The organism is Actinomadura chokoriensis (genome assembly GCF_039529475.1).
In the GTDB taxonomy this organism is placed as follows: domain Bacteria; phylum Actinomycetota; class Actinomycetes; order Streptosporangiales; family Streptosporangiaceae; genus Spirillospora; species Spirillospora bangladeshensis.
This window is the reverse complement of sequence record NZ_BAAAMW010000008.1, coordinates 303,722-329,336: the sequence shown is the minus strand read 5'-3', so window position 1 is coordinate 329,336 and position 25,615 is coordinate 303,722. Positions and strand designations below refer to the sequence as shown.

Annotated in this window: 24 protein-coding genes; 17 read left to right on the top strand and 7 right to left on the bottom strand. The window is 73.2% G+C overall.

The genetic code is table 11. The features are described from left to right. Positions 1 to 171 precede the first annotated feature (171 nt). Positions 172 to 1,119 (top strand): hypothetical protein, encoded by a 948-nt coding sequence (locus tag ABFX46_RS20300; RefSeq protein WP_346044147.1) that lies wholly within the window; start codon positions 172 to 174, stop codon positions 1,117 to 1,119. Here the strand turns inward: ABFX46_RS20300 and ABFX46_RS20295 are convergent. Continuing rightward, positions 1,116 to 2,426: a D-arabinono-1,4-lactone oxidase gene (locus tag ABFX46_RS20295; protein ID WP_346044146.1), complete on the bottom strand. Its 1,311-nt coding sequence runs from the start codon at positions 2,424 to 2,426 to the stop codon at positions 1,116 to 1,118. The genes ABFX46_RS20300 and ABFX46_RS20295 overlap by 4 nt on opposite strands. Before the next feature lie 138 nt (positions 2,427 to 2,564). On the opposite strand from ABFX46_RS20295, the gene ABFX46_RS20290 reads away from it, so the two are divergent. From ABFX46_RS20290 to ABFX46_RS20280, 3 genes are read left to right on the top strand one after another with little or no spacing between them, the layout of a single operon-like run. Next, positions 2,565 to 3,836: a lytic transglycosylase domain-containing protein gene (locus ABFX46_RS20290; protein ID WP_346044145.1), complete on the top strand. Its 1,272-nt coding sequence runs from the start codon at positions 2,565 to 2,567 to the stop codon at positions 3,834 to 3,836. 28 nt (positions 3,837 to 3,864) lie between these two features. Continuing rightward, a complete protein-coding gene (locus ABFX46_RS20285; RefSeq protein ID WP_346044144.1) occupies positions 3,865 to 4,773 on the top strand; it encodes a ferrochelatase in 909 nt (302 codons plus the stop codon). Beyond that, positions 4,770 to 5,633 carry an inositol monophosphatase family protein gene (locus ABFX46_RS20280; protein WP_428831287.1) on the top strand — a complete coding sequence of 288 codons (864 nt, stop codon included), beginning with the start codon at positions 4,770 to 4,772 and terminating at the stop codon, positions 5,631 to 5,633. The genes ABFX46_RS20285 and ABFX46_RS20280 overlap by 4 nt, the downstream gene beginning before the upstream one ends. A 73-nt stretch (positions 5,634 to 5,706) precedes the next feature. On the opposite strand, the gene ABFX46_RS20275 is transcribed toward ABFX46_RS20280, so the two are convergent. Next, positions 5,707 to 5,883 carry a hypothetical protein gene (locus ABFX46_RS20275; protein ID WP_165965549.1) on the bottom strand — a complete coding sequence of 59 codons (177 nt, stop codon included), beginning with the start codon at positions 5,881 to 5,883 and terminating at the stop codon, positions 5,707 to 5,709. A 206-nt stretch (positions 5,884 to 6,089) separates the two neighbouring features. On the opposite strand from ABFX46_RS20275, the gene ABFX46_RS20270 reads away from it, so the two are divergent. Then, entirely contained in the window at positions 6,090 to 6,743 is a 654-nt protein-coding gene (locus tag ABFX46_RS20270; RefSeq protein WP_131944530.1) for a response regulator transcription factor, read from the top strand. Continuing rightward, on the top strand, positions 6,740 to 8,092 hold the full coding sequence (locus ABFX46_RS20265) for a sensor histidine kinase (protein WP_346044143.1): 1,353 nt from the start codon (positions 6,740 to 6,742) through the stop codon (positions 8,090 to 8,092). The genes ABFX46_RS20270 and ABFX46_RS20265 overlap by 4 nt, the downstream gene beginning before the upstream one ends. A gap of 113 nt (positions 8,093 to 8,205) precedes the next feature. Here the strand turns inward: ABFX46_RS20265 and ABFX46_RS20260 are convergent, their stop codons facing one another. Continuing rightward, positions 8,206 to 9,885, bottom strand: a complete 1,680-nt coding sequence (locus tag ABFX46_RS20260) for a serine/threonine-protein kinase (RefSeq protein ID WP_346044142.1) — start codon at positions 9,883 to 9,885, stop codon at positions 8,206 to 8,208. Between the two features lie 587 nt (positions 9,886 to 10,472). Here ABFX46_RS20260 and ABFX46_RS20255 point away from each other — a divergent pair. Then, positions 10,473 to 10,769 (top strand): DUF4193 domain-containing protein, encoded by a 297-nt coding sequence (locus tag ABFX46_RS20255; RefSeq protein ID WP_067488409.1) that lies wholly within the window; start codon positions 10,473 to 10,475, stop codon positions 10,767 to 10,769. Positions 10,770 to 10,785: 16 nt separating this feature from the next. Further along, a complete protein-coding gene (locus tag ABFX46_RS20250) occupies positions 10,786 to 11,601 on the top strand; it encodes a hypothetical protein (protein WP_428831286.1) in 816 nt (271 codons plus the stop codon). A gap of 83 nt (positions 11,602 to 11,684) precedes the next feature. On the opposite strand, the gene ABFX46_RS20245 is transcribed toward ABFX46_RS20250, so the two are convergent. Beyond that, complete coding sequence (locus tag ABFX46_RS20245; protein WP_131943917.1) at positions 11,685 to 11,972, bottom strand: DUF4235 domain-containing protein; 288 nt, start codon at positions 11,970 to 11,972, stop codon at positions 11,685 to 11,687. Between the two features lie 177 nt (positions 11,973 to 12,149). On the opposite strand from ABFX46_RS20245, the gene valS reads away from it, so the two are divergent. After that, positions 12,150 to 14,675: a valine--tRNA ligase gene (valS, locus tag ABFX46_RS20240; RefSeq protein WP_346044141.1), complete on the top strand. Its 2,526-nt coding sequence runs from the start codon at positions 12,150 to 12,152 to the stop codon at positions 14,673 to 14,675. Between the two features lie 31 nt (positions 14,676 to 14,706). Here the strand turns inward: valS and ABFX46_RS20235 are convergent, their stop codons facing one another. After that, positions 14,707 to 15,993 (bottom strand): cytochrome P450, encoded by a 1,287-nt coding sequence (locus tag ABFX46_RS20235; protein WP_346044140.1) that lies wholly within the window; start codon positions 15,991 to 15,993, stop codon positions 14,707 to 14,709. 243 nt (positions 15,994 to 16,236) lie between these two features. On the opposite strand from ABFX46_RS20235, the gene dut reads away from it, so the two are divergent. Both dut and ABFX46_RS20225 read left to right on the top strand, forming a co-directional pair. Further along, positions 16,237 to 16,728 (top strand): dUTP diphosphatase, encoded by a 492-nt coding sequence (gene dut / locus ABFX46_RS20230; protein ID WP_338071394.1) that lies wholly within the window; start codon positions 16,237 to 16,239, stop codon positions 16,726 to 16,728. A gap of 3 nt (positions 16,729 to 16,731) precedes the next feature. Next, the gene (locus ABFX46_RS20225) at positions 16,732 to 17,544 is read left to right on the top strand and encodes a DUF3710 domain-containing protein (RefSeq protein WP_346044139.1); all 813 of its coding nucleotides are present in this window, start codon (positions 16,732 to 16,734) and stop codon (positions 17,542 to 17,544) included. Positions 17,545 to 17,752: 208 nt separating this feature from the next. On the opposite strand, the gene ABFX46_RS20220 is transcribed toward ABFX46_RS20225, so the two are convergent. Continuing rightward, positions 17,753 to 18,454: a PIG-L deacetylase family protein gene (locus ABFX46_RS20220; protein ID WP_346044138.1), complete on the bottom strand. Its 702-nt coding sequence runs from the start codon at positions 18,452 to 18,454 to the stop codon at positions 17,753 to 17,755. Positions 18,455 to 18,528: 74 nt separating this feature from the next. Between ABFX46_RS20220 and ABFX46_RS20215 the strand changes: the two genes are divergently transcribed. Next, the gene (locus tag ABFX46_RS20215) at positions 18,529 to 18,876 is read left to right on the top strand and encodes an SdpI family protein (RefSeq protein ID WP_346044137.1); all 348 of its coding nucleotides are present in this window, start codon (positions 18,529 to 18,531) and stop codon (positions 18,874 to 18,876) included. A 3-nt stretch (positions 18,877 to 18,879) separates the two neighbouring features. Here ABFX46_RS20215 and ABFX46_RS20210 read toward each other — a convergent pair whose 3' ends face one another. Continuing rightward, positions 18,880 to 20,160, bottom strand: coding sequence for an ArsB/NhaD family transporter (locus ABFX46_RS20210; RefSeq protein ID WP_346044136.1), 1,281 nt, complete (start codon positions 20,158 to 20,160; stop codon positions 18,880 to 18,882). A gap of 231 nt (positions 20,161 to 20,391) precedes the next feature. On the opposite strand from ABFX46_RS20210, the gene ABFX46_RS20205 reads away from it, so the two are divergent. The 5 genes from ABFX46_RS20205 (at position 20,392) to ABFX46_RS20185 (ending at position 25,607) form a co-directional block, all read left to right on the top strand. Next, entirely contained in the window at positions 20,392 to 21,180 is a 789-nt protein-coding gene (locus ABFX46_RS20205) for an ABC transporter ATP-binding protein (protein WP_346044135.1), read from the top strand. Between the two features lie 2 nt (positions 21,181 to 21,182). Continuing rightward, positions 21,183 to 22,541, top strand: coding sequence for an FtsX-like permease family protein (locus ABFX46_RS20200; protein WP_346044134.1), 1,359 nt, complete (start codon positions 21,183 to 21,185; stop codon positions 22,539 to 22,541). Between the two features lie 558 nt (positions 22,542 to 23,099). Continuing rightward, positions 23,100 to 24,437 (top strand): murein biosynthesis integral membrane protein MurJ, encoded by a 1,338-nt coding sequence (gene murJ / locus ABFX46_RS20195; RefSeq protein WP_428831285.1) that lies wholly within the window; start codon positions 23,100 to 23,102, stop codon positions 24,435 to 24,437. Between the two features lie 47 nt (positions 24,438 to 24,484). Continuing rightward, complete coding sequence (locus ABFX46_RS20190; RefSeq protein ID WP_428831284.1) at positions 24,485 to 24,907, top strand: OB-fold nucleic acid binding domain-containing protein; 423 nt, start codon at positions 24,485 to 24,487, stop codon at positions 24,905 to 24,907. A gap of 22 nt (positions 24,908 to 24,929) precedes the next feature. Further along, positions 24,930 to 25,607, top strand: coding sequence for a DUF3159 domain-containing protein (locus tag ABFX46_RS20185; protein WP_346044132.1), 678 nt, complete (start codon positions 24,930 to 24,932; stop codon positions 25,605 to 25,607). The last annotated feature ends 8 nt before the right edge of the window (positions 25,608 to 25,615 follow it).

The following is a 25,615-nucleotide window of genomic DNA, read 5'->3' as shown; positions in this document are numbered from 1 at the left end:
GGGTGCGGACGCGGCCGGACGTTGCGAGAGTCACGTCCTGGGCAGGAACACGTAGATCTTCCGGTTAGTTTCAGTTCGGGGGAATAGTCAGGGCCTGTGCGGCGCCCGCCGATCCGGACCGGCGGCGGGTCGGCGGCGGGTCGGCCTACGGGGACAGGGGTGAGCCAGGGGATGCCGCGCAAGCTGCCGGATCTCAGCACGACGCAGCTGATCGCGAGTGCGGTGGCGACGGCGGTCGCCGCGCTGGGGGCGTCCTACCTGGGCGTGTACGGGACGATCATCGGCGCCGCGCTGATGAGCGTGATCTCGACGGCCGGGTCGGCGGTCGGCAAGCACTACCTCGACCAGGGCCGGGACCAGATCAAGGAGCTGACGCACCTGCAGTCGGCGGTGCGGCGGCGGGCGGCCGCCGAGGGCGCGGCGGACGAGGCGACGAGCGCCGACCCGACCCGGACCGTGGTGTGGTCCGGGGACCCGAACGCCACCCGGTTCGACGCCCCGTTCGGCGACCCGAACGCCACCCGGCTCGATCCGGGCGGCGACCCCGGCGCCACGCGCCTCGATCCGGTCGACGCGGTCGCGGGCTCGCTCGCCGAGGAGGCCGGCGAGGACGCGGTCCGCGAGGTCGTCCGCCGGACGGCGTGGCAGAGCACGGTCGAGTGGGCCAGGGCGCACTGGGTGAAGCTGGCGGTGTCGTCGGCGGCCGTGTTCGCCATCGTCATCGGCGGGATCACGGCCTACGAGGCGGCCACCGGCGAGCCCATCGGCGGGGGCGGCAAGCGGGGGCTCACCGTCACCAGCGTGCTGGACGGCGGCGGCGGGCAGCCGGACGGCACCCCGTCGCAGAACCCGTCGGACGGCCCCACCGAGCCCGGGGTCACGCCGAGCCGGACGCCCACGGGCGGCGCCCCTTCGACCGAGCCGACCACGCCGGCGCCCCAGCCGACCGACGGGCCGACCGGGCGGCCCACGGAGCAGCCGACGACGACGGTGCCGACCACCCCGGAGACGCCGGCGCCGACCGACGGACCGCAGGACGGCGGCCAGGACGGCGGCACGGGCGGAGGCGGAGGCCAGGGCGGCCAGGGCGTGCAGCCCCCGCAGACCCCGGGCGGCTAGTCGCCGAACACCTGCCGCGTGTAGGGGTTGGCGAAGCGGCGCTCGGGGTCGAGCTCGTCGCGCAGGGCGCGGAAGTCGCCGAAGCGCGGATAGACCTTCTCCAGATAGGAGGCGTCCCGCGTGTGGAGCTTGCCCCAGTGCGGGCGCCCGCCGAGCGTGGTCAGGAGTTCCTCCACGCCGCGGAAGTAGTCCTCGTGCGGGTCGCGGTGGTAGACGTGCACGGCGATGAACGCGCTCCGCCGCCCGTGGGCCATCGACAGCCAGGCGTCCTCCTGCGGCAGCAGCCGGACCTCGATGGGGAAGCTGATCCGCCAGTCGCGCTTGGCGAACAGGGCGCGGAGCTCGCGCAGCGCAGGGACGAGCTCCTCGCGCGGGATCGCGTACTCCTGCTCTTTGAAGCGGACGGTCCGCGGGCTGGTGAAGACTTTGTAGGACGTGTCGCTGTAGGTGCGCGCCCCGAGCGCTTTGGCGGAGATGCGGTTCACGTACGGCGTGGTGGCGGGCGCCAGGTGCGTGACCTTGTTGATGAGCCCGAAGACCGTGTTCGACAGGAACTGGTCGTCCATCCAGTACCGGAATTTGGACAGCGGCTCGGGCGGGCCCTCGACGCGGTTGTTGCGCTTGGTCAGGCAGCCCTCGGTGTGCGGGAACCAGTAGAACTCGAAGTGCTCGTTGGCGGCGTCGAACTCGTCCACGCGCGAGAGCACCTCGTCCCACTTCATGGGCTCCTCCTGCGCGCGCAGGACGAACGCAGGGACGGTCCGCCACGTGATGGCGGTGACGATGCCGAGCGCGCCGAGACCCGCGCGGGCCGCGTCGAACAGGTCGGGGCGCTCCTGCGGGGAGCACGTCACGGCGGTGCCGTCGGCGAGGACGAGGTCGAGCGCGGCGACCTGGGAGGCGAGCCCGGCGCTGTCGCGTCCCGTGCCGTGCGTGGCGGTCTGCAGGGCTCCGGCGACGGTCTGCTCCTGGATGTCGCCCATGTTCGCCAGCGCGAGCCCGTGCTCGTCCAGGACGCGGTTGAGCGCGTGCATCGGGAGCCCGGCCTCGACGGTGACGAGCCCGGTCGCGGTGTCGACGGAGCGGACGGCGGTGAGCGCCGTCGGGCGCAGCAGGACGCCCTCGGCGACCGCGGCGCCGGTGAAGGAATGCCCGGTGCCGGTCATGCGGACGGTGCGGCCCTCGGCCGCGGCCGAGCGCACCGCCGCGGCCACCTCGTCGGCGGTGCGCGGCGTCACGACGCGTTGCGGTGTGGCCTGCTGGTTTCCCGCCCAGTTCTGCCACGTTCGGGGGTTCTCGGGGGACATGCGGCGACTCTACTCGGCAATTGATTGTGAGGAAAGTTCATGTTTAGGGGCCGGGACGGGGTAAGGATCCGGCGATAACGTACGATCCCGTAACCACGGCTGGGTAACCGTCCGTAGCGAGACTCGTTGGGAAAAGGTGTGGCTTCTCCATCAGCATCACGCACCGGCCCCGTCGCGGGAGCGTCCGGCGATGGCGAGGCGCGCGGCGCCCGCCCGCCGGGCCCCGGCCCGAAGCGGCCGCGGCCGGAGAAGAAGCGGCGCGGTCCGCGCGCGGACGCGCCGGGGCGGCCGGGCGGCCGGGCGCTGCCGTTCCTCATCGGCGGCATCGCCGTCCTCGCCGTCGCCAGCACCTCCGGCGGCGTCTACGCGGCGCTGACCACCGAGACGAAGGCGGAGCCCGCCGCGTCCGACGGGCCGCAGGAGCCGCCGCCGAGCGCCGGCGACCCGGTCAACGTGGCCACCGGCGGCCAGGTCGCCCCGCTGCGCCGGGTGGTGCCGCCGGACGTGCTCGCGGTCGGCGCCGGCTCGATCCCCGCCGCCAAGATCAGGCAGATCGCGAAGCTCGGCCGGGTCAAGGACGTGGCGGCCGTCGCGGGCGGCGCCGTCCAGCTCCAGGGCCGCCAGGTGAACGCCTTCGCCGTGGACCCGTCCGCGTTCCGGTCCTGGACGCCGCCCGGCACGGCCAAGAAGACCGAGTTGTGGGAGGCGCTGGCCGGCGGCAAGTTCGTGGTCTCGCCGGCCGCCGCCGAGCAGTTGCAGCTCACGACCGGCTACCAGTACCCCGTGGTGGGCCGGACGATGCCGAACCTCGTGATGGGCGGCTCCGGCCCGCTCGGCCTGCCCGGCATCGACATGCTGCTCGACAAGAAGTCCGGGGAGGAGATGGGGCTCGTCCCGAACGTGGCGGTCCTCGTCAACGCGCCCGGCGTGAGCCCCGCCAAGGTCGTCAAGGCCGTCTCGGCAGTGCTCGGCCCCGGCACGGACGTGCTCAACCTGCACGAGAGCAAGTACCAGTCGTCCGGCGGCGGCCGCTCCGTCGGCTACCTCGACCTCTACAAGCAGGCCGCGACGACGTGCCCCGGCCTGTCCTGGACGGTCCTCGCCGCCATCGGCCAGGTGGAGAGCGACCACGGACGCAACGCCGGCCCCTCCAGCGCCGGCGCGCTCGGCCCGATGCAGTTCATGCCCGCGACATGGAAGGCGTACGGCGTGGACGGCGACAGGGACGGCAAGGCCGACATCATGAACCCCTTCGACGCCATCCCGGGCGCCGCCAAGTACCTGTGCGCCAACGGCGCGGGGCGCGGCGGCAAGCAGCTCTACCGCGCGGTGTGGCACTACAACCACGCCGACTGGTACGTCCAGAAGGTCCTCAACCTGGCGAAGGCGTACGCGGCCCGGTACGAGTGACCCCGGCGGGGGCTGGTTGGATGGAGGCATGACGTCGTACGACGCGTTGCTTCTGCTGTCCTTCGGGGGACCGGAGGGGCCCGAGGACGTGATCCCGTTCCTGGAGAACGTGACCCGCGGCCGGAACATCCCCAGGGAGCGCCTGGAAGAGGTGGGGGAGCACTACTACCGGTTCGGCGGGGTCAGTCCGATCAACCGGCTCTGCCGGGACCTCAAGTCCGCGATCGAGGCGGACTTCGCCGCCCACGGCGTGGACCTGCCGGTCTACTGGGGCAACCGGAACTGGACTCCCTACCTCGCCGACACCGTCCGGCAGATGAAGGCCGACGGTATCCGGCGGGCGGCCGCGTTCGTGACGTCCGCCTACAGCGGCTACTCCACGAACGACCAGTACCTCAACGACATCACGCGCGCGCGTGAGGAGGTCCCGGACGCCCCCGAGATCGACAAGCTCCCCGTCTACTGCGACCGGCCCGGCTTCATCGACCCGTTCGTGGACGCCGCCCAGGACGCGCTGAGCCGCCTCCCCGAGGGCGCGCGCCTGGTCTTCACCGCGCACAGCGTGCCCTTGTCCCAGCCCAACCAGGAGCTGTACGTCGCGGAACTGGAGCAGGCCGCGCGCACGGTCGCCGACAGGGCGGCCCCGGGGGCGCCGTGGGATCTCGTCTACCAGAGCCGGAGCGGGCCGCCCGGCCAGCCGTGGCTGGAGCCGCAGATCACCGACCACCTGGAGAACCTCCAGGGCAAGGGCGTCCGCGCCGTCGCGGTCGTCCCGATCGGGTTCGTCTCCGACCACATGGAGGTCAAGTACGACCTCGACGTGGAGGCCGCCGAGCGCGCCGCCGAACTCGGGCTCGCGTTCGCCCGCGCCGCCACGCCCGGCACCGACCCGCGCTTCGCCGCGCTGCCCCGCCATCTCCTGGGGGAGACCCGATGAGCGAGGCGAACCGGGGGGCGCGGGGGGTCGTCCCCCCGCAGGGGACGGGGCTGAGCCTGGCGGACGAGCTGCTGGAGATCGCCGTCGAGACCGCGCGCGAGGCCGGCCGGATGCTGGTCGACAAGCGCCCGGTGGACGGTCCGGACGTCGTGCAGACCAAGTCGTCCCCGACCGACGTCGTCACCCAGATGGACCGCGCCGCCGAGCAGCTGATCATCGAGCGGATCCGGGCCCGGCGCCCCGACGACGCCTTCCTCGGCGAGGAGGGCGGGACCCGCGCCGGGGGCAGCGGCGTCCGCTGGGTGGTCGACCCGATCGACGGCACCGTCAACTACCTCTACGACCTGCCCGACTGGGCGGTCAGCATCGCCGCCGAGGTGGACGGCACGGCCGTCGCCGGCGCGGTGGAGCTGCCGCGCCGCGGCGAGACGTACACGGCGGTGCTCGGCGGCGGCGCCCTCCAGCACTCGGCGTCCGGCACCCGCGAACTCCGGGTGAACGCGGAGGTGCCGCTCGGCAGGGCCCTGGTCGCCACCGGGTTCGGCTACGACGCGGTGCGGCGCGCCGGGCAGGCGCGGGTGCTCACCGGGGTGCTGCCGAACATCCGCGACATCCGGCGCGGCGGCTCCTGCTGCGTCGACATGTGCGCGCTCGCGGCGGGCCGGGTCGACGCCTACTACGAGCGCGGCGTCCAGGCGTGGGACATCGCCGCCGGCGGGCTGATCGTCCGGGAGGCGGGCGGACGCGTCGAGGGGCTGCACGGGGCGCCCGCGGGCCCTGAGCTGACCGTGGCGGCCGGGCCGGGCACGTTCGAGGCCCTGCACGCCCTCCTCGCCCCGCTCGACCCTGCGCGCGACTGAGCGGCGGAGAGCCCGGGGCGGCAGGCCGTCCCGGGCTCTTCGGCAGGGGTCGCGCCGAGCGGCGCGCGGCGGGTCAATCGCAGCGGGGTGGTTCGACGCCGATGTCGTTGTTCGCTGCGATCCGGCGCAGTTCGCTGATCTCCTCCCGGCGGATGTCCGCCAGGTAGGCGTCGCCCTCTGCGTGGGCGGTGCGCAGCGACGCGTACGCGTCATCGAGCCGCTGCTGGATCATGCGTGACAGCTCGCCCATGGGCCTCCTCCCGGATCGTTTCCATGCCCTACCCAGACCTAAGCTCAAAGCAAACCTGTTCGCGGATGCAATTTTCGCGGATTCTTGCGTCGCTGGGGCCATCGCACGGCGTAAGGCGAGATGAACGCCCGTTTACGAGCGTCTTACGGCGCCCGTGGCATATCTGGGGGCCCGGGGCCGCCGCGCCCGACCAGGAGGGGGACCTTGTGCGTGTACTAGTCGTCGAGGACGAGCGGGTGCTCGCCGACGCGATCGCCACCGGCCTGCGCCGGGAGACGCTGGCCGTGGACGTGGCCTACGACGGCGCGGGCGCGCTGGAGCGCGCCGGCGTCAACGAGTACGACGTGATCGTGCTCGACCGCGACCTGCCCAAGGTCCACGGCGACGACGTCTGCAAGCAGCTCGTCGCGCAGCGCTACCCGGCGCGGATCATCATGCTGACCGCCGCGGGCGAGCTGGACGACCGGGTCGAGGGCCTGTCCATCGGCGCGGACGACTACCTCGCCAAGCCGTTCGCGTTCGCCGAGCTGATCGCCCGGGTGCGGGCGCTGGGGCGGCGCGCCGCCGCGCCGCTGCCGCCCGTCCTGGAGCGCGCCGGGATCACCCTCGACCCCGCCCGCCGCGAGGTCGCGCGGGACGGCCGCCCGGTCGAGCTGACCCGCAAGGAGTTCGCGGTCCTGGAGGTGCTGCTCAGCGCGGACGGCGCCGTCGTCAGCTCCGAGCAGCTCCTGGAGAAGGCGTGGGACGAGCACATCGACCCGTTCACCAACGTCGTCCGGGTCACGATGATGACGCTGCGCAAGAAGCTCGGTGACCCGCCGGTCATCGAGACCGTGCCCGGCGTGGGGTACCGGCTGTGACGGCGCAGCCCCCCGGCGACGACGACACCCGCCCGAACGCCGGCCCGAGCGCCCGCCCGAGCACCGAGCCGGACGGCGGCGCGCAGGCGACCCAGCCGACCGCGGTACCGGGCGGCGGTCCCGGCGGTCCCGGCGGCGAGGGCGGCCGGCGCGGCGGCCGGTGGCGGCGCCCCGGCCCGCAGCAGGTCCCGCAGCCGCCGCCGGCCGCGAAGGGCATGTGGCGCGCGGACGGCGGCCCGCTGACGGCGCTCCCCGGCCGGATGAGCGTGCGGCTGCGCCTGACCCTGCTGTACGGGCTGCTGTTCTTCATGGCCGGCGCGCTGCTGCTGTTCGTGATGTCGTTCCTGATGGCCAACATCCTCGGCAACGTCAAGGTGATCGGCTACGGCCTCACCGACGCCGAGTCCGCGGAGCTGCAGCGCCAGTTCGTCGAGCAGACGATGAAGCAGCTCGTCGGCCGGTCGCTGCTCGCGCTCGGCGGGGTGGGCGTCATCACGCTCGTGCTCGGCTGGTTCGTCGCCGACCGGGCGCTCGGCCCGCTGCAGCGGGTCACCACGACCGCGCGCCGGCTGTCGGAGAGCACCCTGCACGAGCGGATAGCGCTGGAGGGCCCGGACGACGAGATCAAGGAGCTGGCCGACACCTTCGACGCGATGCTGGAGCGCCTCGGGCAGGCGTTCGACTCCCAGCGCCGGTTCGTCGCGAACGCCTCGCACGAGTTGCGCACCCCGCTCGCGATCAACCGGACGCTGCTGGAGGTCGCGCTCGGCGACCCCGAGGCGTCGGACGACCTGCGCACGGTCGGCAGGACGCTGCTGGCCACCAACGCCCGGCACGAGCGGCTCATCGAGGGCCTGCTGCTGCTCGCCCGCAGCGAGCGGGAGCTGACCGCCCGCACCCCGGTCGACATGGCCGAGGTGGCGGCGACGGTGCTGGAGCAGTCGGCGCGCCGCGACCACGACAACGACGTGGCCGTCCACCCCGAGCTGACGCAGGGGACGGCGCTCGGCGACCCGGTGCTGCTGGAGCACCTGGTGTCGAACCTCGTCGAGAACGCGATCAAGCACAACGAGCCGGAGGGCGGCGAGCTGTGGCTGCGCGCCGGCATGCTCGACGGCTACGCCACCGTCCAGGTCGAGAACACCGGGCCCGTGGTGCCCGCCTACGAGGTGGAGCGGCTGTTCGAGCCGTTCCGGCGGCTGAACGCCGACCGCGTCGAGTCGTCCAAGGGCGCGGGGCTCGGCCTGTCGATCGTCCGCTCGGTGGTGCTCGCGCACCGCGGCGCCGTCTACGCGGCGCCCCGGCCGGGCGGCGGGCTGATCGTCACCGTCCGGCTCCCGCCCGGCTGACGGCACCGCGGCGTCCGACGCCCGCCGGCGCCCCGGCGCGCGGAACGCCCTGACCGGCCTCCAGGAGACCGGTCAGGGCGTTCGACTCGAACGGGATCACACCCCGTGCGGGGTCACGCCTTGGACACCGTCCCGTACGCGGCCGGGCTCGGGTCGGACTGGTCCTGCCGCCACTCCCACCGCATCGAGCCGCTCGAGGACTCGGTGAAGATGATGTACCCGGCGGCGCATTCCTTCTCGTCCATCCCCGCCATCGGGGTCTCCCGGTACTCGACCTTGCCGCCGCTGTCGGACAGCAGCGACAGGCGCGTGTAGCACTTGTCCTGCGCGCCGGACGGGTAGGTGTACGTCGCGATGCCGGTCCGGTAGATCAGCGAGAACTTGACCTCGAACCGCGTGTGCCCGGCGCCGGCCCCCGGCTGGTTCCCGTCGCCGGTGAAGTTGCCGACCAGGCCGCCCGTCGCGCGCGGCGTCGGGGTGTCGTCGTCCGGCGGCGTGTAGGTGCTGGTCGGGTACGCCGTCGGGAACGGGTCCGGGTCCTCCTCGGTGTTGGCGCCGATGATCGCCAGGACCACGACGACCAGGATCACGATCAGCGCCAGCGCGCCGCAGCCGATCGCGATGATCGGCCCGGTGCTGGACCGCTTCGGCGGCCCGTAGCCCGGCCCCGGCGGCATCGGCATGCCCGGCTGCCCCATCCGCTGCTGGCCCATGTTCGGCGGCGGCGGGGGCGGCGGCGCGGCCGGGCCCTGGTACATCGGCATCGGCGGCGGCGTGATCGGCTGCGGCGGGGGCGTCGCCGGGCCGCCCATCGCGCCCTGGTGCATCGGCATCGGCGGCGGGGTGATCTGCGGCTGCGGCCGGTGCTGCGGCGCCGGCGGGACCGGGGGCGGCGGTGGGAGCTGCGAGGCGATCCGGGTGCCCTGGTTGAGCAGCTCCTCCTGCCCGGCGGACTGGCCCGCGGGCGCGGCGCCGACGGCCCCGAGCAGGTTCAGCAGCAGCTGCGGGGCGGGCGGGCGCAGCCCCGCGTCCTTGGACAGGCACCGCCCGATCAGGTCGCGGACGGGGCCCGGGGGCAGCGCCGACAGGTCCGGCTCCTCGTTGAGGATCCGGTTGATGATGACCGGCAGCGTGTCGGCCTCGAACGGCGACTGCCCGGTGGCGGCGAACACCATGGTCGCGCCCCAGGCGAAGATGTCGACCGCGGGGGTGAGCGGCGCGCCGGTCAGCTGCTCGGGCGCCAGGTAGCCGGGCGTGCCGACCACCATGCCGGTCGCGGTGACCGCGCTCTCCTGCGAGTTGACCGTCCGGGCGATGCCGAAGTCGACGACCCGCGGGCCGTCGGACGCCAGCATCACGTTGTTCGGCTTGAAGTCGCGGTGCACGATCCCGGCCTCGTGGATGGCCGCGAGCGCGGTCGCCGTGCCGATCGCGAGCCGCTCCAGCTCGGCGGCGCCGCGCGGCCCGTCGTGCGCGACCACGTCGTGCAGGGACGGTCCGTCGATGAACTCGCTGACCACGTAGGGCTGGTCGCCGTGGACGTCGGCCTCCAGCACCCGGGCCGTGCAGAAGGGCTCGACCTTCTGCGCCGCACTCACCTCGCGGGTGAACCGGGCACGCGCGGCCGGATCGTTGGCCATCTGCGCGTGCAGCAGCTTGACCGCGACGTACTCTCCCCCGGGGGCCTTGCCCAGGAAGACGGCGCCCTGGCCTCCGGCGCCCAGCCGTCCGATGACCTCGTACTGTCCGAGTGCCCTAGGATCGCCCGGCTCCAGCGGAGCGGCATCCGGCATCTGACCCTCCATTGACCCGCAGTGATGTCCGCGACATTGTGCGCCGGACCCGCCGCGGGCCCCGGGCCGGCGCCTGAACCGCGTCGCCGGGTCGAATCTCCGCAGGGGGCCCGCCCCCAACCTCAGGCGGGCACGATATCGCGTTAGTTCAGACGTTTCACCGATCAATCTGGTTCGCCGTCCCGGCGGCCGGGTAGGGCCGTCCCGGTGCACGTCCCGCAGCACCTCCCGCAGCACCTCCCGGCACGCCCTCCGGACCGCCGCCGGGAACACGTTCCGGAACACCGGCCCGGTCGGCGCGCGCAACGCCGCCGGGACCGATATGATCCCCGCCGCCGCGGGAACTCCGGCAGGTGCCCCCGGCCCGGGACCCGGGCCGCCGGCACGCGCCGGGTATGTGACGGAAGACACAGAACGAGGAAAGATCCGGGTGACCCGTGTCACTCGTGGGAACGGTCGCGCCTTGTGTGTCGCAGGTCACCAACCGTGACAGAATTTCCCGCCCGGATCGGGCACAAGAACGGTCCCTTGAGCGTTAGATCCGCGCGACGGGGCGCATAAAGCACTGAGGGGGATGGAGATAGAAGATGGCGACCGACTACGACAGCCCACGCAAGACAGACGACGATCTCAGCGAGGACAGCCTCCAGGAGCTCCAGGCCCGGCGGGCCGACAAGGCCGCCAGCATCATCGACGAGGACCTGGACGCCGGTGAGGTCGCCGAGCTGCCGGGCGCCGACCTGTCCAACGAGGAGCTCACCTTCCGGGTGGTTCCGCGGCAGGCCGACGAGTTCACCTGCACGCGCTGCTTCCTGGTGCACCACCGCAGCCAGCTGGCCGGCGAGAAGAACGGCCAGCCGATCTGCCGCGAGTGCGCCGCCTGACCGGGAGTGGCCGCGGGTGTCGGGAGAGATCGAGAAACGTCATGACGCGGTGGAGCCGGCGCACGGCGACGGCTCCACGGAGCTCGGTGAGCTGATCGGACGGCTCACCGCCGATGAGGACATGGACCGCGAGACCCGCGGCCGCCTGCTCGGACGACTGGCCGCACTGCTCGGCCGGAGCGCCCGCAAGGTGGGGGCCGCGGGGGTCGCGCGCGGGAAGTGGCTCGGCGACCTCCTCGTGGAGGCCGCGCCGCACATCCCCATCCGCGACCTGGAGACGCTGCAGGCGCACCACCACGGGCTGATGGGCGAGGCGCTCGCCGACCGGCTCGTCAAGGTGGCCGGCAACGGCACGACCGCCGTCGGCGCGGCGGGCGGCGCGCTGGCCGCCGTGCAGTTCACCGCCCCGCCGCTGCTGCTGACGGCCCCCGCCCAGCTGGCCGCCGAGACGCTCGTCGTGGCGGCCATCGAGGTCAAGATGATCGCCGAGCTGCACGAGGTGTACGGCGTCCGCGTGCAGGGCACCGGCACCGTCCGCGGCGCGGCGTTCGTCACGTCCTGGGCGCGGCAGCGCGGCGTCAACCCCCTGGAGGCGGGGTCGCTCACCAGCGCCCTCGGCACCGCCGCCAAGACCGCCCTCCGCAAGCGCATGCTGCGCACCTTCGGCCGGAGCATGAGCACGATGGGCCCGTTCCTCACCGGTGCGGCGGCGGGCGCCGCCCTCAACCGGTCCGCCACGAAGGCGCTGGGGATGAAGGTCCGCAACGACCTGCGGCACGCCGCCGGGATCACGCCGCCGATGCCCGGGACGTACCAGAAGCGCCTTCCCTGACCCTCCGGCCCCCGCCTCTCCGGCCTTTCCGGGCGGTCGGCGACGGGCCGCCCCAGGGGGTCGCCCCCCTGGAACGACACCGGTCAGGCCTCGACCTTGAGGTGGGCGGGGAGCTCCCCGGTGCCCTTGGCGTACTGGTGCGCCACGGCGCGGGTCGCGAGCAGCCGGGCCAGCTCCATGCCGACGCCCATCACCACGGCCCATCCGACCGCCTCGGCGAGGTCCACGTCCGGCGACTCGGGGTTCGTCGGGGGCTCCTTGCCGGTGCTCTTCTTCCAGATCATCGTGATGGCCTTCTTCGCGACGAACCCGCCCGCGAACGCCGCGGCGCCGGCCATCACCCGCCAGCCGATGTCGCCCTTATCCGCCATATTCGTCCTCCAGTCGTCTGTCGTCTCCGACGCTACCGGAACGGTCCGCCCCCGGCAGCGGAGCCGGCCGCCGCGTCGACCGTCCTCCAGCCCCCACCCGCCGCCGATCAAAGGACGAGCTCCGCTCGACGCTCGTCATTGGCATGCGGCCCCTGCCGATGTCAATACCATTGGCTCATGACAGAGCAGCCGCGTACTCCGCACGTCCCTCCGAAGCCCTCCCTGGACGGCCTGGAGGAGAAATGGGTACGCGCCTGGGAGGACGAGGGCGTCTACCGCTTCGACCGCACCCGGCCGCGCGCGGAGGTCTACTCGATCGACACCCCGCCGCCCACCGTGAGCGGGTCCCTCCACGTCGGACACGTCTTCTCCTATACCCACACCGACACCGTCGCGCGGTTCCACCGCATGCGCGGTCGCGCGGTCTTCTACCCGATGGGCTGGGACGATAACGGCCTGCCGACCGAGCGCCGCGTGCAGAACCATTTCGGCGTCCGGTGCGATCCGTCCCTTCCCTACGACCCGGACTTCGCGCCGCCGGCCAAGCCCGACCCGAAACGCCAGCAGCCGGTCTCGCGGCGCAACTTCATCGAACTGTGCGAGCGCCTTACCGAGGTCGACGAGAAGGCGTTCGAGGAGATGTGGCGCCAGGTCGGCCTTTCGGTCGACTGGAACCACCTCTACACGACCATCGGGGACGTTTCCCGGACGGCGTCGCAGCGCGCGTTCCTGCGCAACCTGGCCCGCGGCGAGGCGTACGTCTCCGAGGCGCCGACGCTGTGGGACGTCACGTTCCGCACGGCCGTCGCGCAGGCCGAACTGGAGGACCGCGAGCACCCCGGCGCCTTCTACCGGATCCGCTTCCACGGCGACGAGCGCCCCGTCTACATCGAGACGACGCGGCCGGAACTGCTGCCCGCGTGCGTCGCGCTGGTCGCCCACCCCGACGACGAGCGCTACCGGGAGCTGTTCGGGACGACCGTCCGCACCCCGCTGTTCGGTGTGGAGGTCCCGGTCCTCGCGCACCGGCTGGCCGAGCCCGACAAGGGCTCGGGCATCGCGATGATCTGCACCTTCGGCGACGTCACGGACGTCACCTGGTGGCGCGAGCTCGACCTGCCCACCCGCGCGATCATCGACTGGGACGGCCGGCTGGCCGCCGACCCGCCCGCGGGCGTCGCCGCGGAGCCCTACGCGGAGCTGGCCGGCAAGACGGTCTTCTCCGCCAAGGAGCGCGTCGTGGAGCTGCTGCGCGACTCCGGCGACCTGGACGGCGAGCCCCGCAGGATCAGCCGGCCGGTGAAGTTCTACGAGAAGGGCAGCAAGCCCCTGGAGATCGTCACGACCCGCCAGTGGTACATCCGCAACGGCGGCCGCGACGAGGGCGTCCGCGCCGAGCTCCTCGCCCGCGGGCGCGAGCTGGAGTGGCACCCCGGCTACATGCGGGCCCGCTACGAGAACTGGGTCGAGGGCCTGAACGGCGACTGGCTGATCTCCCGGCAGCGGTTCTTCGGCGTGCCGATCCCCGTCTGGTACCCGCTGGACGACTCCGGCGAGCCGCGCTACGACGCGCCGATCACCCCGGCGGAGGACGCGCTGCCGGTCGACCCGTCGTCCGACGTCCCGCCGGGCTTCACCGAGGGCGACCGGGGCAAGCCGGGCGGGTTCGCCGGCGACCCCGACGTGATGGACACCTGGGCCACCTCGTCGCTGACCCCGCAGATCGCGGGCGGGTGGGAGCGCGACGCCGACCTGTTCGGCCGCGTTTTCCCCTACGACCTGCGGCCGCAGGCGCACGACATCATCCGGACCTGGCTGTTCTCCACGGTCGTCCGCGCGCACCTGGAGCACGGCTCGCTGCCGTGGAAGGGCACCGCGCTGTCCGGCTGGATCCTCGACCCGGACCGCAAGAAGATGTCGAAGTCCAAGGGCAACGTCGTCACGCCGATCGACCTGCTGCGCGAGTACGGCTCCGACGCCGTCCGCTACTGGGCGGCCAGCGGGCGCCCCGGCACCGACACCGCGTTCGACACCGGCCAGATCAAGGTCGGACGCCGCCTCGCCATCAAGATCCTCAACGCCTCCAAGTTCGTGCTGGGGCTCGGTGAGGTCGAGGAGGGCGCGTCCGTGACCGAGCCGCTCGACCGGGCGATGCTTGCGGCCCTGTCCGGCGTCGTCGGGGACGCGACCGAGGCGTTCGAGGGCTACGACTACACGCGGGCGCTGGAGCGCACCGAGCGGTTCTTCTGGGAGTTCTGCGACGACTACCTGGAGCTGGTCAAGGCCCGCGCGTACGGGGACGGCGCGGAGGCGCGGTCGGCGCGGGCCGCGCTGCGCACGGCGCTGTCGGTGCTGCTGCGCCTGTTCGCGCCCGTCCTGCCGTTCGTGACCGAGGAGGTCTGGTCGTGGTGGCGGCACGGGTCGGTGCACGCGGCGCCGTGGCCGTCGGCCGCCGAACTGCCCGCGGGCGGCGACCCGGCCGTCCTCGCCGCGACGGGCGAGGCGCTCCGCCAGGTCCGCAAGGCGAAGTCGGAGGCGAAGGCGTCGATGCGCGCGGACGTGTCCCGCGCCGTCGTCCGGGGCGCGGAGGTCGCGCACATCGCCCGGCCCGACCTGGCCGCCGCCGGCCGCATCGCCGACCTCACGCTGGAGGACGCCCCCGCCGACCTGACCGTGGACGTCGTGCTGGCCCCGACCAGCTGACGCCTGCGTGCTGGCCGAGCACCTGCCCTGCTCAGAACGTGCAGGGCAGGTGCTTGATCCCGTTGATGAAGCTGGAGAACAGCCGGTCCGGCTCGCCGGTCGCCCGGATGCCGGGGACGCGGGTGAACAGCTCGCGGAACATCACCGTGATCTCGCGGCGGGCGAGGTTCGCGCCGAGGCAGAAATGGGGCCCGGGGCCGCCGAACCCGACGTGCGGGTTGGGGGAGCGGGTGATGTCGAAGACGTCCGGGTCGGTGAAGACCGCCTCGTCCCGGTTGGCGGAGTTGTAGAACAGCAGGACCTTGTCGCCCTCGCGGTACTGGTGGCCGTTCATCTCGTAGTCCCGCGTCAGCGTCCGGCGGAACTGGATGACCGGCGTCGCCATCCGGACGATCTCCTCCACGGCGCCGGGCATGTGCGCGTCGAAGTCCTCCAGCAGCAGCGCGCGCTGCTCCGGGTTGTCGGTGAACAGCTTGAGGCCGTGCGACATCGCGTTCCGCGTCGTCTCGTTCCCGGCCACCACGAGCAGGATGAAGAACGAGCCGATCTCCTGGTCGGTGAGCCGCTCGCCGTCCACCTCGGCGGAGATCAGCGCCGAGACGAGGTCGTCGCCCGGGTACCGGCGGCGGCGCCGGGCGAGCTTCATCGCCAGGTGGTTCAGCTCGTACCCGGCGGCCATCACCTTGAGCAGCCCGTACAGCGCGCCGAGGCGGGTGATGCCGTCGCGGGTGTAGTCCTTGCCGCCGCTGTACTCGGGGTCGCCGAGCCCCAGGATGATGTTGGTCCGCTCGTACACCATCGGCCGGACGGGCTCGGGGATGCCCATCATGTCGCAGATGACCTGCAGGGGGAGCCGCGCCGCGACGTCGGTGACGAAGTCCGCCGACCCTTTGGCGACCAGATCGTCCACGATCCGGGTCGCGGCGGCCTGGAGGTCGGTCTCCATCTTCTCCAGGACGCGGGGGGTGAACGCCCGCGACACGATCTTGCGGATCTTGGCGTGCCGCGGGTCGTCCATGTTGATCATCGAGCCGAAGTAGCGGGCCAGGTAGCCGGGCATGTCGGCGATGCTGTTGGAGCACGGCTCGCTGCTGAAGACCTGCGGGGTGCGGCTGGCCTCGACGACGTCGGCGTGCCTGGCCAGCGCGTAGAAGCCGGGCCCCTGCTTGACGAACGGCAGCTTCAGCTCCGGGAAGAACGCCGGGTGCTCCCGCCGCCGCAGCTCGGCGAACTCGGCCGTCCGGCGGTCCGGGGGCAGCGCCCAGAAGGCCAGATCGGACACGCTCGGCCTGCCGGCGTCCGGCACCGTCGTCGTCACTGCGCACCGCCCTTGTCCAGAACCAGGTTCGGTTTCTATCGAACCGAGACATCCGCGACCGCGTCAAGGGCGAGTGGGCCGCCTCGTCCGCCGCGAGGGGGCGAAACTCGCGTCTTTGGGCATGGGCGGGAACGGGTAGGGTCAACTGCCGGACTCGGGCTGCGGCGTTTCGGCGGCGGCCGGGGGCGGCGCCGTCGGTAGGGTCGGGTGGTCCTCCGGCAGGTACGCGTTGAGGTGGAGCCCGTGAGCAAGGTCGATGTGCTGATCCGGCGGCTGGATCCCGAACTGCCGCTGCCCGCCTACGCGCACGCGGGGGACGCGGGCGCCGATCTGGTCGCGGCCGCGGACGTCGAGCTGCCGCCGGGCGAGCGCGCCGTCGTCCCGACCGGGATCGCGATCGCGCTGCCGGACGGCTACGCCGCTTTCATTCACCCCAGGTCCGGATTGGGCGCTAAGTTGGGAGTGACCATCGTCAACGCACCCGGTACGGTCGACGCCGGCTATCGGGGTGAGATCAAGGTGACCCTGCTGAACACCGACCCCCGCGCCACGGTGAGGCTGCGGCGCGGAGACCGCATTGCGCAGATGGTCGTGCAGCGGGTGGAGCGCGCGGTGTTCCACGAGGTCGCCGCCCTTCCCGGAGCGGCGCGCGGTGCCAACGGCTTCGGATCCACCGGCGGATTCGGCGCGGAGCGCGCATCCGGGGACAATGAGCACAGTCGAGAAGGAGTGTGAGTCGTGGCTTTTGGACGTCGCCGGCAGGCCGAGGAGCCCGAGAAGGGTCCTGAGGCGACCGAGGAGCCGGCGGAGAACGCCGAGGAGGCTCCCGCCGAGGCGGAGTCGGCCAAGGGCGGTCCGTGGGACTCCGAGGACTCCTTCCCCGAACTGCAGCGGCTCGACTTCGGGTCCCTCCAGGTCCCGGTCGCGCCGGGGCTGGGTTTCCAGGTGAACTTCGAGGCCACCCAGGTGGACGAGGAGGGCAACCCGCTGGACGGGCGGCCCGTCGCCGTGCTGGTGCAGTACGAGGAGAGCGCCATGCAGCTCCAGGTGTTCGCCGCGCCCAAGCGCAGCGGCATCTGGGACGACGTGCGCCGGGAGACCGCCCGGGACATCACCGAGGAGGCGCAGGGCCAGACCCAGGAGGGCGAGGGGCCGTTCGGTCCCGAGCTGCTGGCGATGGTCCCCGCGGCGCTGACCGAGGAGGTCCTCGCGGAGATGCCGCAGGAGGTCCGCGAGCAGATCCCGGCCGAGTTCGTCGAGCAGGGCTGGGCGCCGCAGATCATCCGGTTCCTCGGCGTGGACGGCCCGCGCTGGTTCCTGCAGGCCGTGGTGCAGGGCGCCGCGATCGAGGACGAGGAGCAGTGGCAGGTCCTGGAGGACGTGCTGCGCGGCGTGGTCGTCGTCCGCGGCGACGCCCCGATGCCGCCCCGCGACCTGCTGGAGCTGCAGATCCCCAAGGAGTTCAGCGAGGCCGGGCAGGACGAGGAAGAGGAGGCCGTGGAGACCTTCGACCCGTTCGAGCGCGGCCCCGAGATCACCGAGGTCCGCTGAGGCGGGCCGTGCCCGCCCGCGCCGCACGCCTTTTCGGGCGTGCGGGCGGGCGGGTTTCGTCTTCCGGCGCCCCGGCGGATTCCTTGCCTTGACCGCCCGTGCGGGTGGTCAATCGGGACATGTCGAAGAAGACGCGCAAACGCCGGGCCCGCAAGCGCGGCAGGCACAACAAGGGCAAGCGCCCCAACGCCCGCCACTGACCGGCGGGCTAGCTCCCGATCATCTCGAACGGCATCGCGTGCTCGACGCCGGCGGCCCGCCCGGCGGGCTCGGCGATGCCGGTGAGGAACTCCGCGGCGTCGAAGTCGGCCCCGAGGTTGCCGAAGTACACCGTGTGGGCGAGCAGTGAGTCGATGCCGGCCTGCAGGTGGCCGGTGACGTCCACGTAGTGCGCGGCCTGCGGCGACCCGCTGAACAGCGCGAACCGGACGCCCTGCCACGGTTCGAGGTCGAGGTCGCGGAACACCCACCGGTTGGCGGCGTCCCTGATCGCGTCCGCGACGGCGAGCCCGAGGACGCGGTGGTCGGCCATGTTGAACCCGCCGCCGGGGAAGCCCTCCCGGAAGTTGACCGAGAGCACCACCTCGGGCCGGTGCCACCGGATCGCGCCCGCGATCGCGCGCCGCAGCGGCAGGCCGTACTCCAGCATCCCGTCCTGCAGGTCCAGGAACTCGACGGTCTCGACGCCGACGCGCCGCGCGGCCTCGATCTGCTCGGCGGTGCGGATCCGGCGGACCTCGTCCGGATCCATCGAGTCGATCCCGGCCTCGCCGCGGGTGGCGAGCACCTCCGTCACCGTCTTGCCCTGCGCGGTCCACTTGGCGATGGCCGTGGAGCACCCGTACTCCAGGTCGTCCGGGTGCGCCACGATCGCCAGGGCCCGGTCCCAGTCCTCCGGTACCTCGTCCATGCCCCCATCCTGGCCGATCACCGGGCGATCCGGGGGAACGTGCATCATGGTCATAACGTGAGAGAGGTGGGATTTTGGCCGTTACCGGGATCATCCTTGTGGCGTCGGGCGTGCTCCTCGCCGTGGTCGGCAGGCTCGCCGCCACGGGCCGGATCAAGCGCAACGAGTTCCTGGGCATCCGGACGAAACGGAGCAAGGCCGATGACGAGTCGTGGCGCATCGTGCATCAGCGGGCGCAGCCGTGGATGCACGCGTCCGGCGCCGCGCTGCTGGTGACGGGCGCGGCCGTGCTCGCCATCGGTTCCGACGGCGCGGTGACCGGCCTGCTGACCCTGGCCGGCGTGCTCGTCTGCATGGTGTTCGCGCTGCTCGGGGTCGCCGCCGGGCACCGGGGACTGGCCCGCCGCGACCTGCCGAGGTAGGGCCTACAGGTAGCGGAGCCAGAGGTACGGCGTGGAGAGCGCGACCGTGACGAAGGTGACGACCAGGCCGTAGCGCGTGAAGCGCCAGAAGCTGATCGGGGTGCCGTTGCGGGCCGCGATGCCGAGCACGACGACGTTGGCGCTGGCGCCGATGGCGGTGGCGTTGCCGCCGAGGTCGGCGCCGAGCGCGAGCGCCCACCACAGGACGTGCCCGTCGCCGCCGGGGTGCTGCTGGACGAGGTCGGCGACGATCGGGCTCATCGTCGCGACGTAGGGGATGTTGTCCACGATCGCCGACAGCGCGGCGGACGCCCACAGCAGCACCATCGCGGCGAGGCCGAGGCGGCCCTCGGTGGCGTCGGCGGCGGCCCTGGAGACGTCCCCGATGACGCCGGTCTCCACGAGCCCGCCCACCATGACGAACAGGCCGGCGAAGAACACCAGCGTGGACCATTCGACCTCGCCGAGCGCCTCCTCGGTGGTCACCTTGGTCGCGGCGACGAGCAGCCCGGCGCCGAGCAGCGCGACCACCGACGGCTCGTAGTGCAGGACGGGGTGGAGCACGAACGCCGCGATCACGATGGCGAGGACGCCGAGGCCCTGCGCGAGCAGCCGCCGGTCGGTGATGGCCTCCCGCTCCTCCAGCTCCATGACCTCGGCCGCGAGGTCCGGGTCGTAGCGGAAGGCGGAGCGGAACAGCCGGCGGCAGAGCAGGCAGAACACGGCGACCAGCACCACGATCAGCGGCGCCAGGTGGACGAGGAAGTCGTTGAACGACAGCCCGCCCCGGCTCGCGATGATGATGTTGGGCGGGTCGCCGACGAGCGTCGCGGTCCCGCCGATGTTGGACGCCATCACCTCGGCGATCAGGTACGGCTCGGGCGCCAGCGCGAGCCGCTCGCAGACGAGGAACGTCACCGGCGCGATCAGCAGGACGGTGGTGACGTTGTCCAGCAGCGCGGACGCCGACGCCGTCAGCACGATCAGCATCACCATCAGCCGGTAGGGCCGTCCCCGCGCGCGCTTGGCGGCCCAGATCGCCACGTACTCGAAGACGCCGGTGCGCCGCAGCACCGAGACGATCACCATCATCCCGAGCAGCAGGAAGATGACGTTCCAGTCGATCCCGGACTCGGAGGAGAAGAAGGCGCCGTGCGCGTCGGTGATGTGCAGCAGCAGCATCAGGCCCGCGCCGCCGAGCGCCACCGCCGTCCGGTGCACCTTCTCCGACGCGATCAGGACGTACGCGCAGACGAAGATGACGATGGCGGCGGTCGCCTGCACGGAGCCTCCAGGTCGGCATGCGGATGACGGGACCTGCCGACCAGACTTCCCGGCGCACCGGGGCGACTCTAGTCCGCTCGCGGGGCTCCCGGTCAAGACCGGGCCCAGGCAAGGGTGGGGTTTTGCCTACCCCGATGGGCGTGCTGGACCCATCCTCGGCGGCGCCCGCCGTCCGTAGCGTCGTTCCCGAGGCGCCCCGCGAGGGGGCGCCGGGCGGAGGCCGGAACGGAAATGAACCGACGTAAGGGACCCGCCCCGGCGGCGGGCGAGGCGCTCCGGCTCGACGGGGTGCGCAAGGTCTACGGCGCCGAGGGCAACCGGGTGGTGGCGCTGGACGGCGTGTCGCTGTCGCTGCCCGCCGGGTCGTTCACCGCGGTGATGGGCCCGTCCGGGTCGGGCAAGAGCACGCTGCTGCAGTGCGCGGCGGGCCTGGACCGTCCCACCGAGGGACGGGTCTTCGTGGACGGCGCCGAGCTGACCGGCGGCGGCGAGGCCGCGCTGACCAGGTTCCGCAGGCAGCGGATCGGGTTCGTCTTCCAGCAGTTCAACCTGCTCCCCACGCTGGACGTCCTGCAGAACACGGTGCTGCCGCTGAAGCTCGCGGGACGCAAGGTGGACCGGGCGGCGGCGCGGGCCGTCCTGGAGCGGGTGGGCCTCGGCGACCGGCTCGGCCACCTGCCGGCGGAGCTGTCCGGAGGGCAGCAGCAGCGGGTGGCGATCGCGCGGGCGCTGGTCACCCGGCCCCGGGTGGTGTTCGCGGACGAGCCGACCGGCGCGCTCGACACCCGCAGCGCCCGCGACGTGCTGCACCTGCTCCGCGAGTCGGTGCGCGAGTCCGGGCAGACGGTGGTGATGGTGACCCACGACCCGGTCGCCGCCTCGTTCGCCGGCTCCGTCCTGTACCTGGCGGACGGGCGGATCGTCGGCCTCCAGACCGCGCCGACGGCCGAGACCGTCGCCGCGCGGATGACGCACCTGGCCGACGAGGTCGAGCGGCAGCGCGCGACGGCGGGGGTGTGACCGTGTTCGGGCTGGCACTGCGCTCCCTGCGCAAGCGCGCGAGCGCGTTCACCGCGAGCTTCCTCGCGATGCTCCTCGGCGCCACCATGATCATGGCGTTCGCCTCGATGCTCGACACGGCCGAGGCGAGCGGCGCGACCGGGACCGCCCGCGAGACGCTGACGACGATGGCGACCGTGGTCGGCGGCTGGGGGCTGCTGCTGGTGGTCTTCGCGGTCACCTCGACGCTGACCCTGTCGGTCCGGCAGCGGGCGGCGGAGATCGCCCTGCTGAAGAGCGTCGGCGCCACCCCCGGGCAGCTCGCCCGGATGATCGTCGGCGAGGCGGCCGGGCTGGCCCTGGCGGCGGCGCTGCTGGCGATCGTGCCCGCGATCGCGGCCGGCCGGGCGCTGCTCGGGCTGCTGCGCGACACCGGCCAGGTCCCGGCGGAGACCGGCTACGGCTTCGGGCCGGTCGCGCTGTCGATGGGGATCGGCGTCACGCTGGTGTCCGCGGTCGCCGCCGCGCTGATCACCGCGCGGCGGGCCGTCCGCGTCCGGGCGGCCGAGTCGATGGCGGCCGCCGCCACCGACGACGCGCGGCTGAGCCGGAAGCGGATCGTGTTCGCGGCGGTGTTCCTCTTGCTCGCCGTGTCCGAGGCGGTCGTCACGGTCACGGTGATGGACGGCGAGGGCAGCGACGCGATGGCGACGTCCGGGCAGGCCGACATCTTCGCCGCGATCGGGCTGGCGCTGCTGGCCCCGGCGATCATGCGCCGGGTGGCGGCCCTCGCCGCCGGGCCGCTGCGGGCGCTCGGCGGCGCGGCCGGCGACCTCGCGGCGGCCACGATGCGCCGCCGGACCGGCGCGCTGGCGTCCGCCGTGACACCGGTCGTGCTGTTCGTCGGGACGGCCGTCGGCACGCTGTACCTGCAGGCCACCGAGAACGCGGCGATGGACGCGGCGGGCCTCGCCAAGACGGCCGACCAGAAGAACATCGAGACGCTCAACTTCGTCGTCATCGGCATGGTGGTGCTGTTCACCGCGATCATGCTGGTCAACACGCTGATCGCGGCGACCGCGCACCGGCGCCGCGAATTCGGGCAGACCCGGCTCGCCGGCGCCACCCCGGGCCAGGTGCTCGGCGCGGTGGCACTGGAGTCGGCGGTGCTGACCGCCACCGGCGTCCTCGTCGGCACGGTCGCGTCGGTCTTCACGATCGTGCCGTTCGGCCTCGCCCGGCGCGACTCGCCCCTCCCGGCCGGCGACGTGTGGACCTACCTCGCGGTCGCCGCCCTCGCCGCCGTCCTGACCGGCGCGACGGCCTACGGCGCGACACGCCGCACGATCCGCGTCCCGGCCGTGGAGGCCGCCCTCCGCTGAGCGCGGCCCGCCCGCGCGCGCGTCCCCGGAGATCGGCCGTCCGGCCGAGGACGGGGACGCGCGCCGCGGGCATACTGGCATTTCCGGGGGTGGTGCCGATGGACGGGACCGGCAAGCGCCGGATCCTCATGCCGCGGGTCATCGAGGAGGCCGAGCGCGCCGAGCCGCCCGGCGAACCGGAGCCGGGCCTCGCCCCGGTCCGCGACCCCGGCGACGTCGCCGATCCGGGCACCGCCGACCGGCAGGCGCCCGAGGGCGACGAGATCGGCGGCGCCGCGCAGGCCGCCCCGCCCGGCGTCGCTCACTCCAGCGCCGTCATGGCGGTCGGGACGGTCTTCAGCCGGCTGACCGGCTTCCTGCGCACCGCCGTGATCGGCGCCGCGCTCGGCACCGCCCTGCTCGGCGACGCCTACCAGGCCGCCGAGATGATCCCCTACACCGTGTACGAGCTGCTGCTCGGCGGGCTGCTCGCCAGCGTCTTCATCCCGTTCCTGGTGAAACGCCGGATGCGGGACGCCGGCGGGGGGAGCGGCGACCGAGCAGCGGCTGCTCACCGTCGTGCTGCTGGCCCTCGCCGTCCTGACCGTCCTCGCGGTGCTGGGCGCCGGCCTGCTGATCGACCTGTACGCCGGCTCCTACACCGGGCGGCAGCGCGAGGTCGCGGTGCTGCTCACCCGGCTGCTGCTGATCCAGATCTTCTTCATCGGCGTGAGCGGCCTCGCGAGCACGCTGCTGAACGTCCGGCAGCGGTTCGGCGCGCCGATGTGGGCGCCCGTCGTGAACAACGTGGTCACGATCGGCGCCGGGCTGCTGTTCCTCCTGGTCGCGGGGCGCGGGCAGACCACCGCCACCGTCACCGACGGGCAGCTGACCCTCATCGGCCTCGGCTCCGCGGCCGGGACCGTCGTGCAGAGCGCCGTCCTCGCCTGGACGCTGCGCTCCGCCGGGTTCCGGTGGCGCCCCCGCCTCGGCCTGCGCGGCTCCGGCTTCGGCGAGGCCGTCCGGACGGCGACCTGGATGCTGCTCTACATCGTCGTCGCGCAGGCCGGCGTCCTGGTGACCGCGAACGTCGCGACCCGGGCGGGCGACCGCGCCGGCGCCGCCGGGAGCGGCCTGGCCGCCTACAAGTTCGCCCTCGTCGTCTTCCAGCTCCCGTACGCGATCATCGCGGTCTCGGTGATCACGGCGCTGCTCCCGCGGATGAGCGCCCACGTCGCGGACGGGCGGCGCGACCTCGTCCGCGACGACTTCTCCCGCGGCCTCCGGCTCGCGAGCGCGCTGCTCGTCCCGCTCTGGCTCGGGATGCTGGTGTTCGCGATCCCCGGCTCCGTCACGTTCTTCGCCTACGGGAGCCTCACGGTGGACGGGGCGCGCCGCATCGGCGCCATCCTCATGGTGTTCGCCGTGATGGTGCTGCCGTTCACCCTGCACCAGTTGCTCATGCGGGTCTTCTACGCCCTCGGCGACACCCGGACGCCCGGCCTGATCGCCGTCCCCGCCGGGATCGCGCAGGCGGCCGCCGCGTTCGCGCTGCTGCGGTCGGTCCCGGCGCGGCAGGTCGTGATCGGGCTGCCCGTCGTCTACGGGCTGTTCTACGCGCTCGGCGCCGCCGGGGCCGCGCTCGTCCTGCGCCGGCGCCTCGGCGGGATGGACGGCCGCCGCATCCTCCGCGCGCTCACCCGGCTGCACCTGGCCGCCCTGCCCGCCCTGGCGTTCGCCGTCGCGGCCGTGTGGGCGTTCGGCCGCCTGCCCGGCGACCGCGTCCCGAGCCTGCTGGCCCTCCTCGTCGGCGGCCTCGGCGGCGGGGCGCTCTACCTCCTCACGGCCCGCCGGATGCGCGTCCCGGAGATCGGCTACTTCACCGCGATGGCCGGTGCGCGGCTCCGGCGTTCCTGACCGGGCGAGGGGGTCGATTCGCGTGGGGATGTCATACGCTTCGAGGTATGGACGAGGTTTCGGCCCGCACACCGCCCCCGGCGGGCCCCGAGCCGCGCGAGCGCGGCCGGAGCGGCCTGCGGCGGTTCCTGCGGCGGATGACCGCCGGCAACGCCGAGCTCGAGGCCGAGGAGCTGCAGAAGACCACCGGCCACGAGGGCGCGACGCCGATCACCGACTGCGCCGCGCGCAAGCGGCACTGCGTAGCGGGTACGCTGCGTACCGTGACCCTGCGCCCGCGCGGCGGCGCGCCCGCGCTGGAGGCCGAGCTCTACGACGGCACCGACGTGATCAGCCTGGTCTGGCTCGGCCGCCGCAAGATCGCCGGCATCGACCCGGGCCGCCGGCTGCGCGCCGAGGGGCTGGTCAGCGTGCAGGACGGGCGCAAGGTGATATTCAATCCCCGGTACGAGCTGCGCGGCGGCTCGTGAACAGCGTGAGTGAGTTGAGGGCGTGAGCGAGACGGCAGCGCAGACCGGGCGGGAGACCGCCGCGCACGACACCGTCGAGGCGGCGGTGCGCGCCCAGCTCTCCAAGGCGCTCGGCGGCGTCCGCGGGATGCTGGAGGCCGCCGTCCCGACGATCGCGTTCACCGGCACCTACGTCGCGGCGGAGAACATCAGGCTCGCCGTGGGCGCCGGGATCGGCGCGGCGGTGGTGCTGCTGGTCGTCCGGATCGCGCAGCGCTCCAGCCCGCAGTTCGTGCTGAACAGCCTGGTCGGCATCGCGATCGCCGCGTTCTTCGCGCTGCGCTCGGGCAAGGCCGAGGACGCCTTCCTGCCGGGGATCATCCTCAACGCCGGCTACGCCGCCGCGATGATCTTCTCGATCACGGTGCGCTGGCCCGTCGTCGGCTTCATCATCGGCTCGGTCACCGGCGACCCGACCGCCTGGCGGCGCGACCCCGGCATCGTGAGGCTGTGCTCGCGGCTGACCTGGCTGCTGGTGCTGCCGTGCGCGGTCCGCGTCGCCGTCCAGTACCCGATCTACCTCGCGGACGGCGACCAGAGCGGCCTGCTCGGCACCGCCAAGATCGTGATGGGCTGGCCGCTGCAGGTCGCCGCGCTCGCGGCGATGGTGTGGCTGCTCGCCCGCGGCCGCACCCCCATCGAACGCGAAGAACCCGCCTGACCGATCCG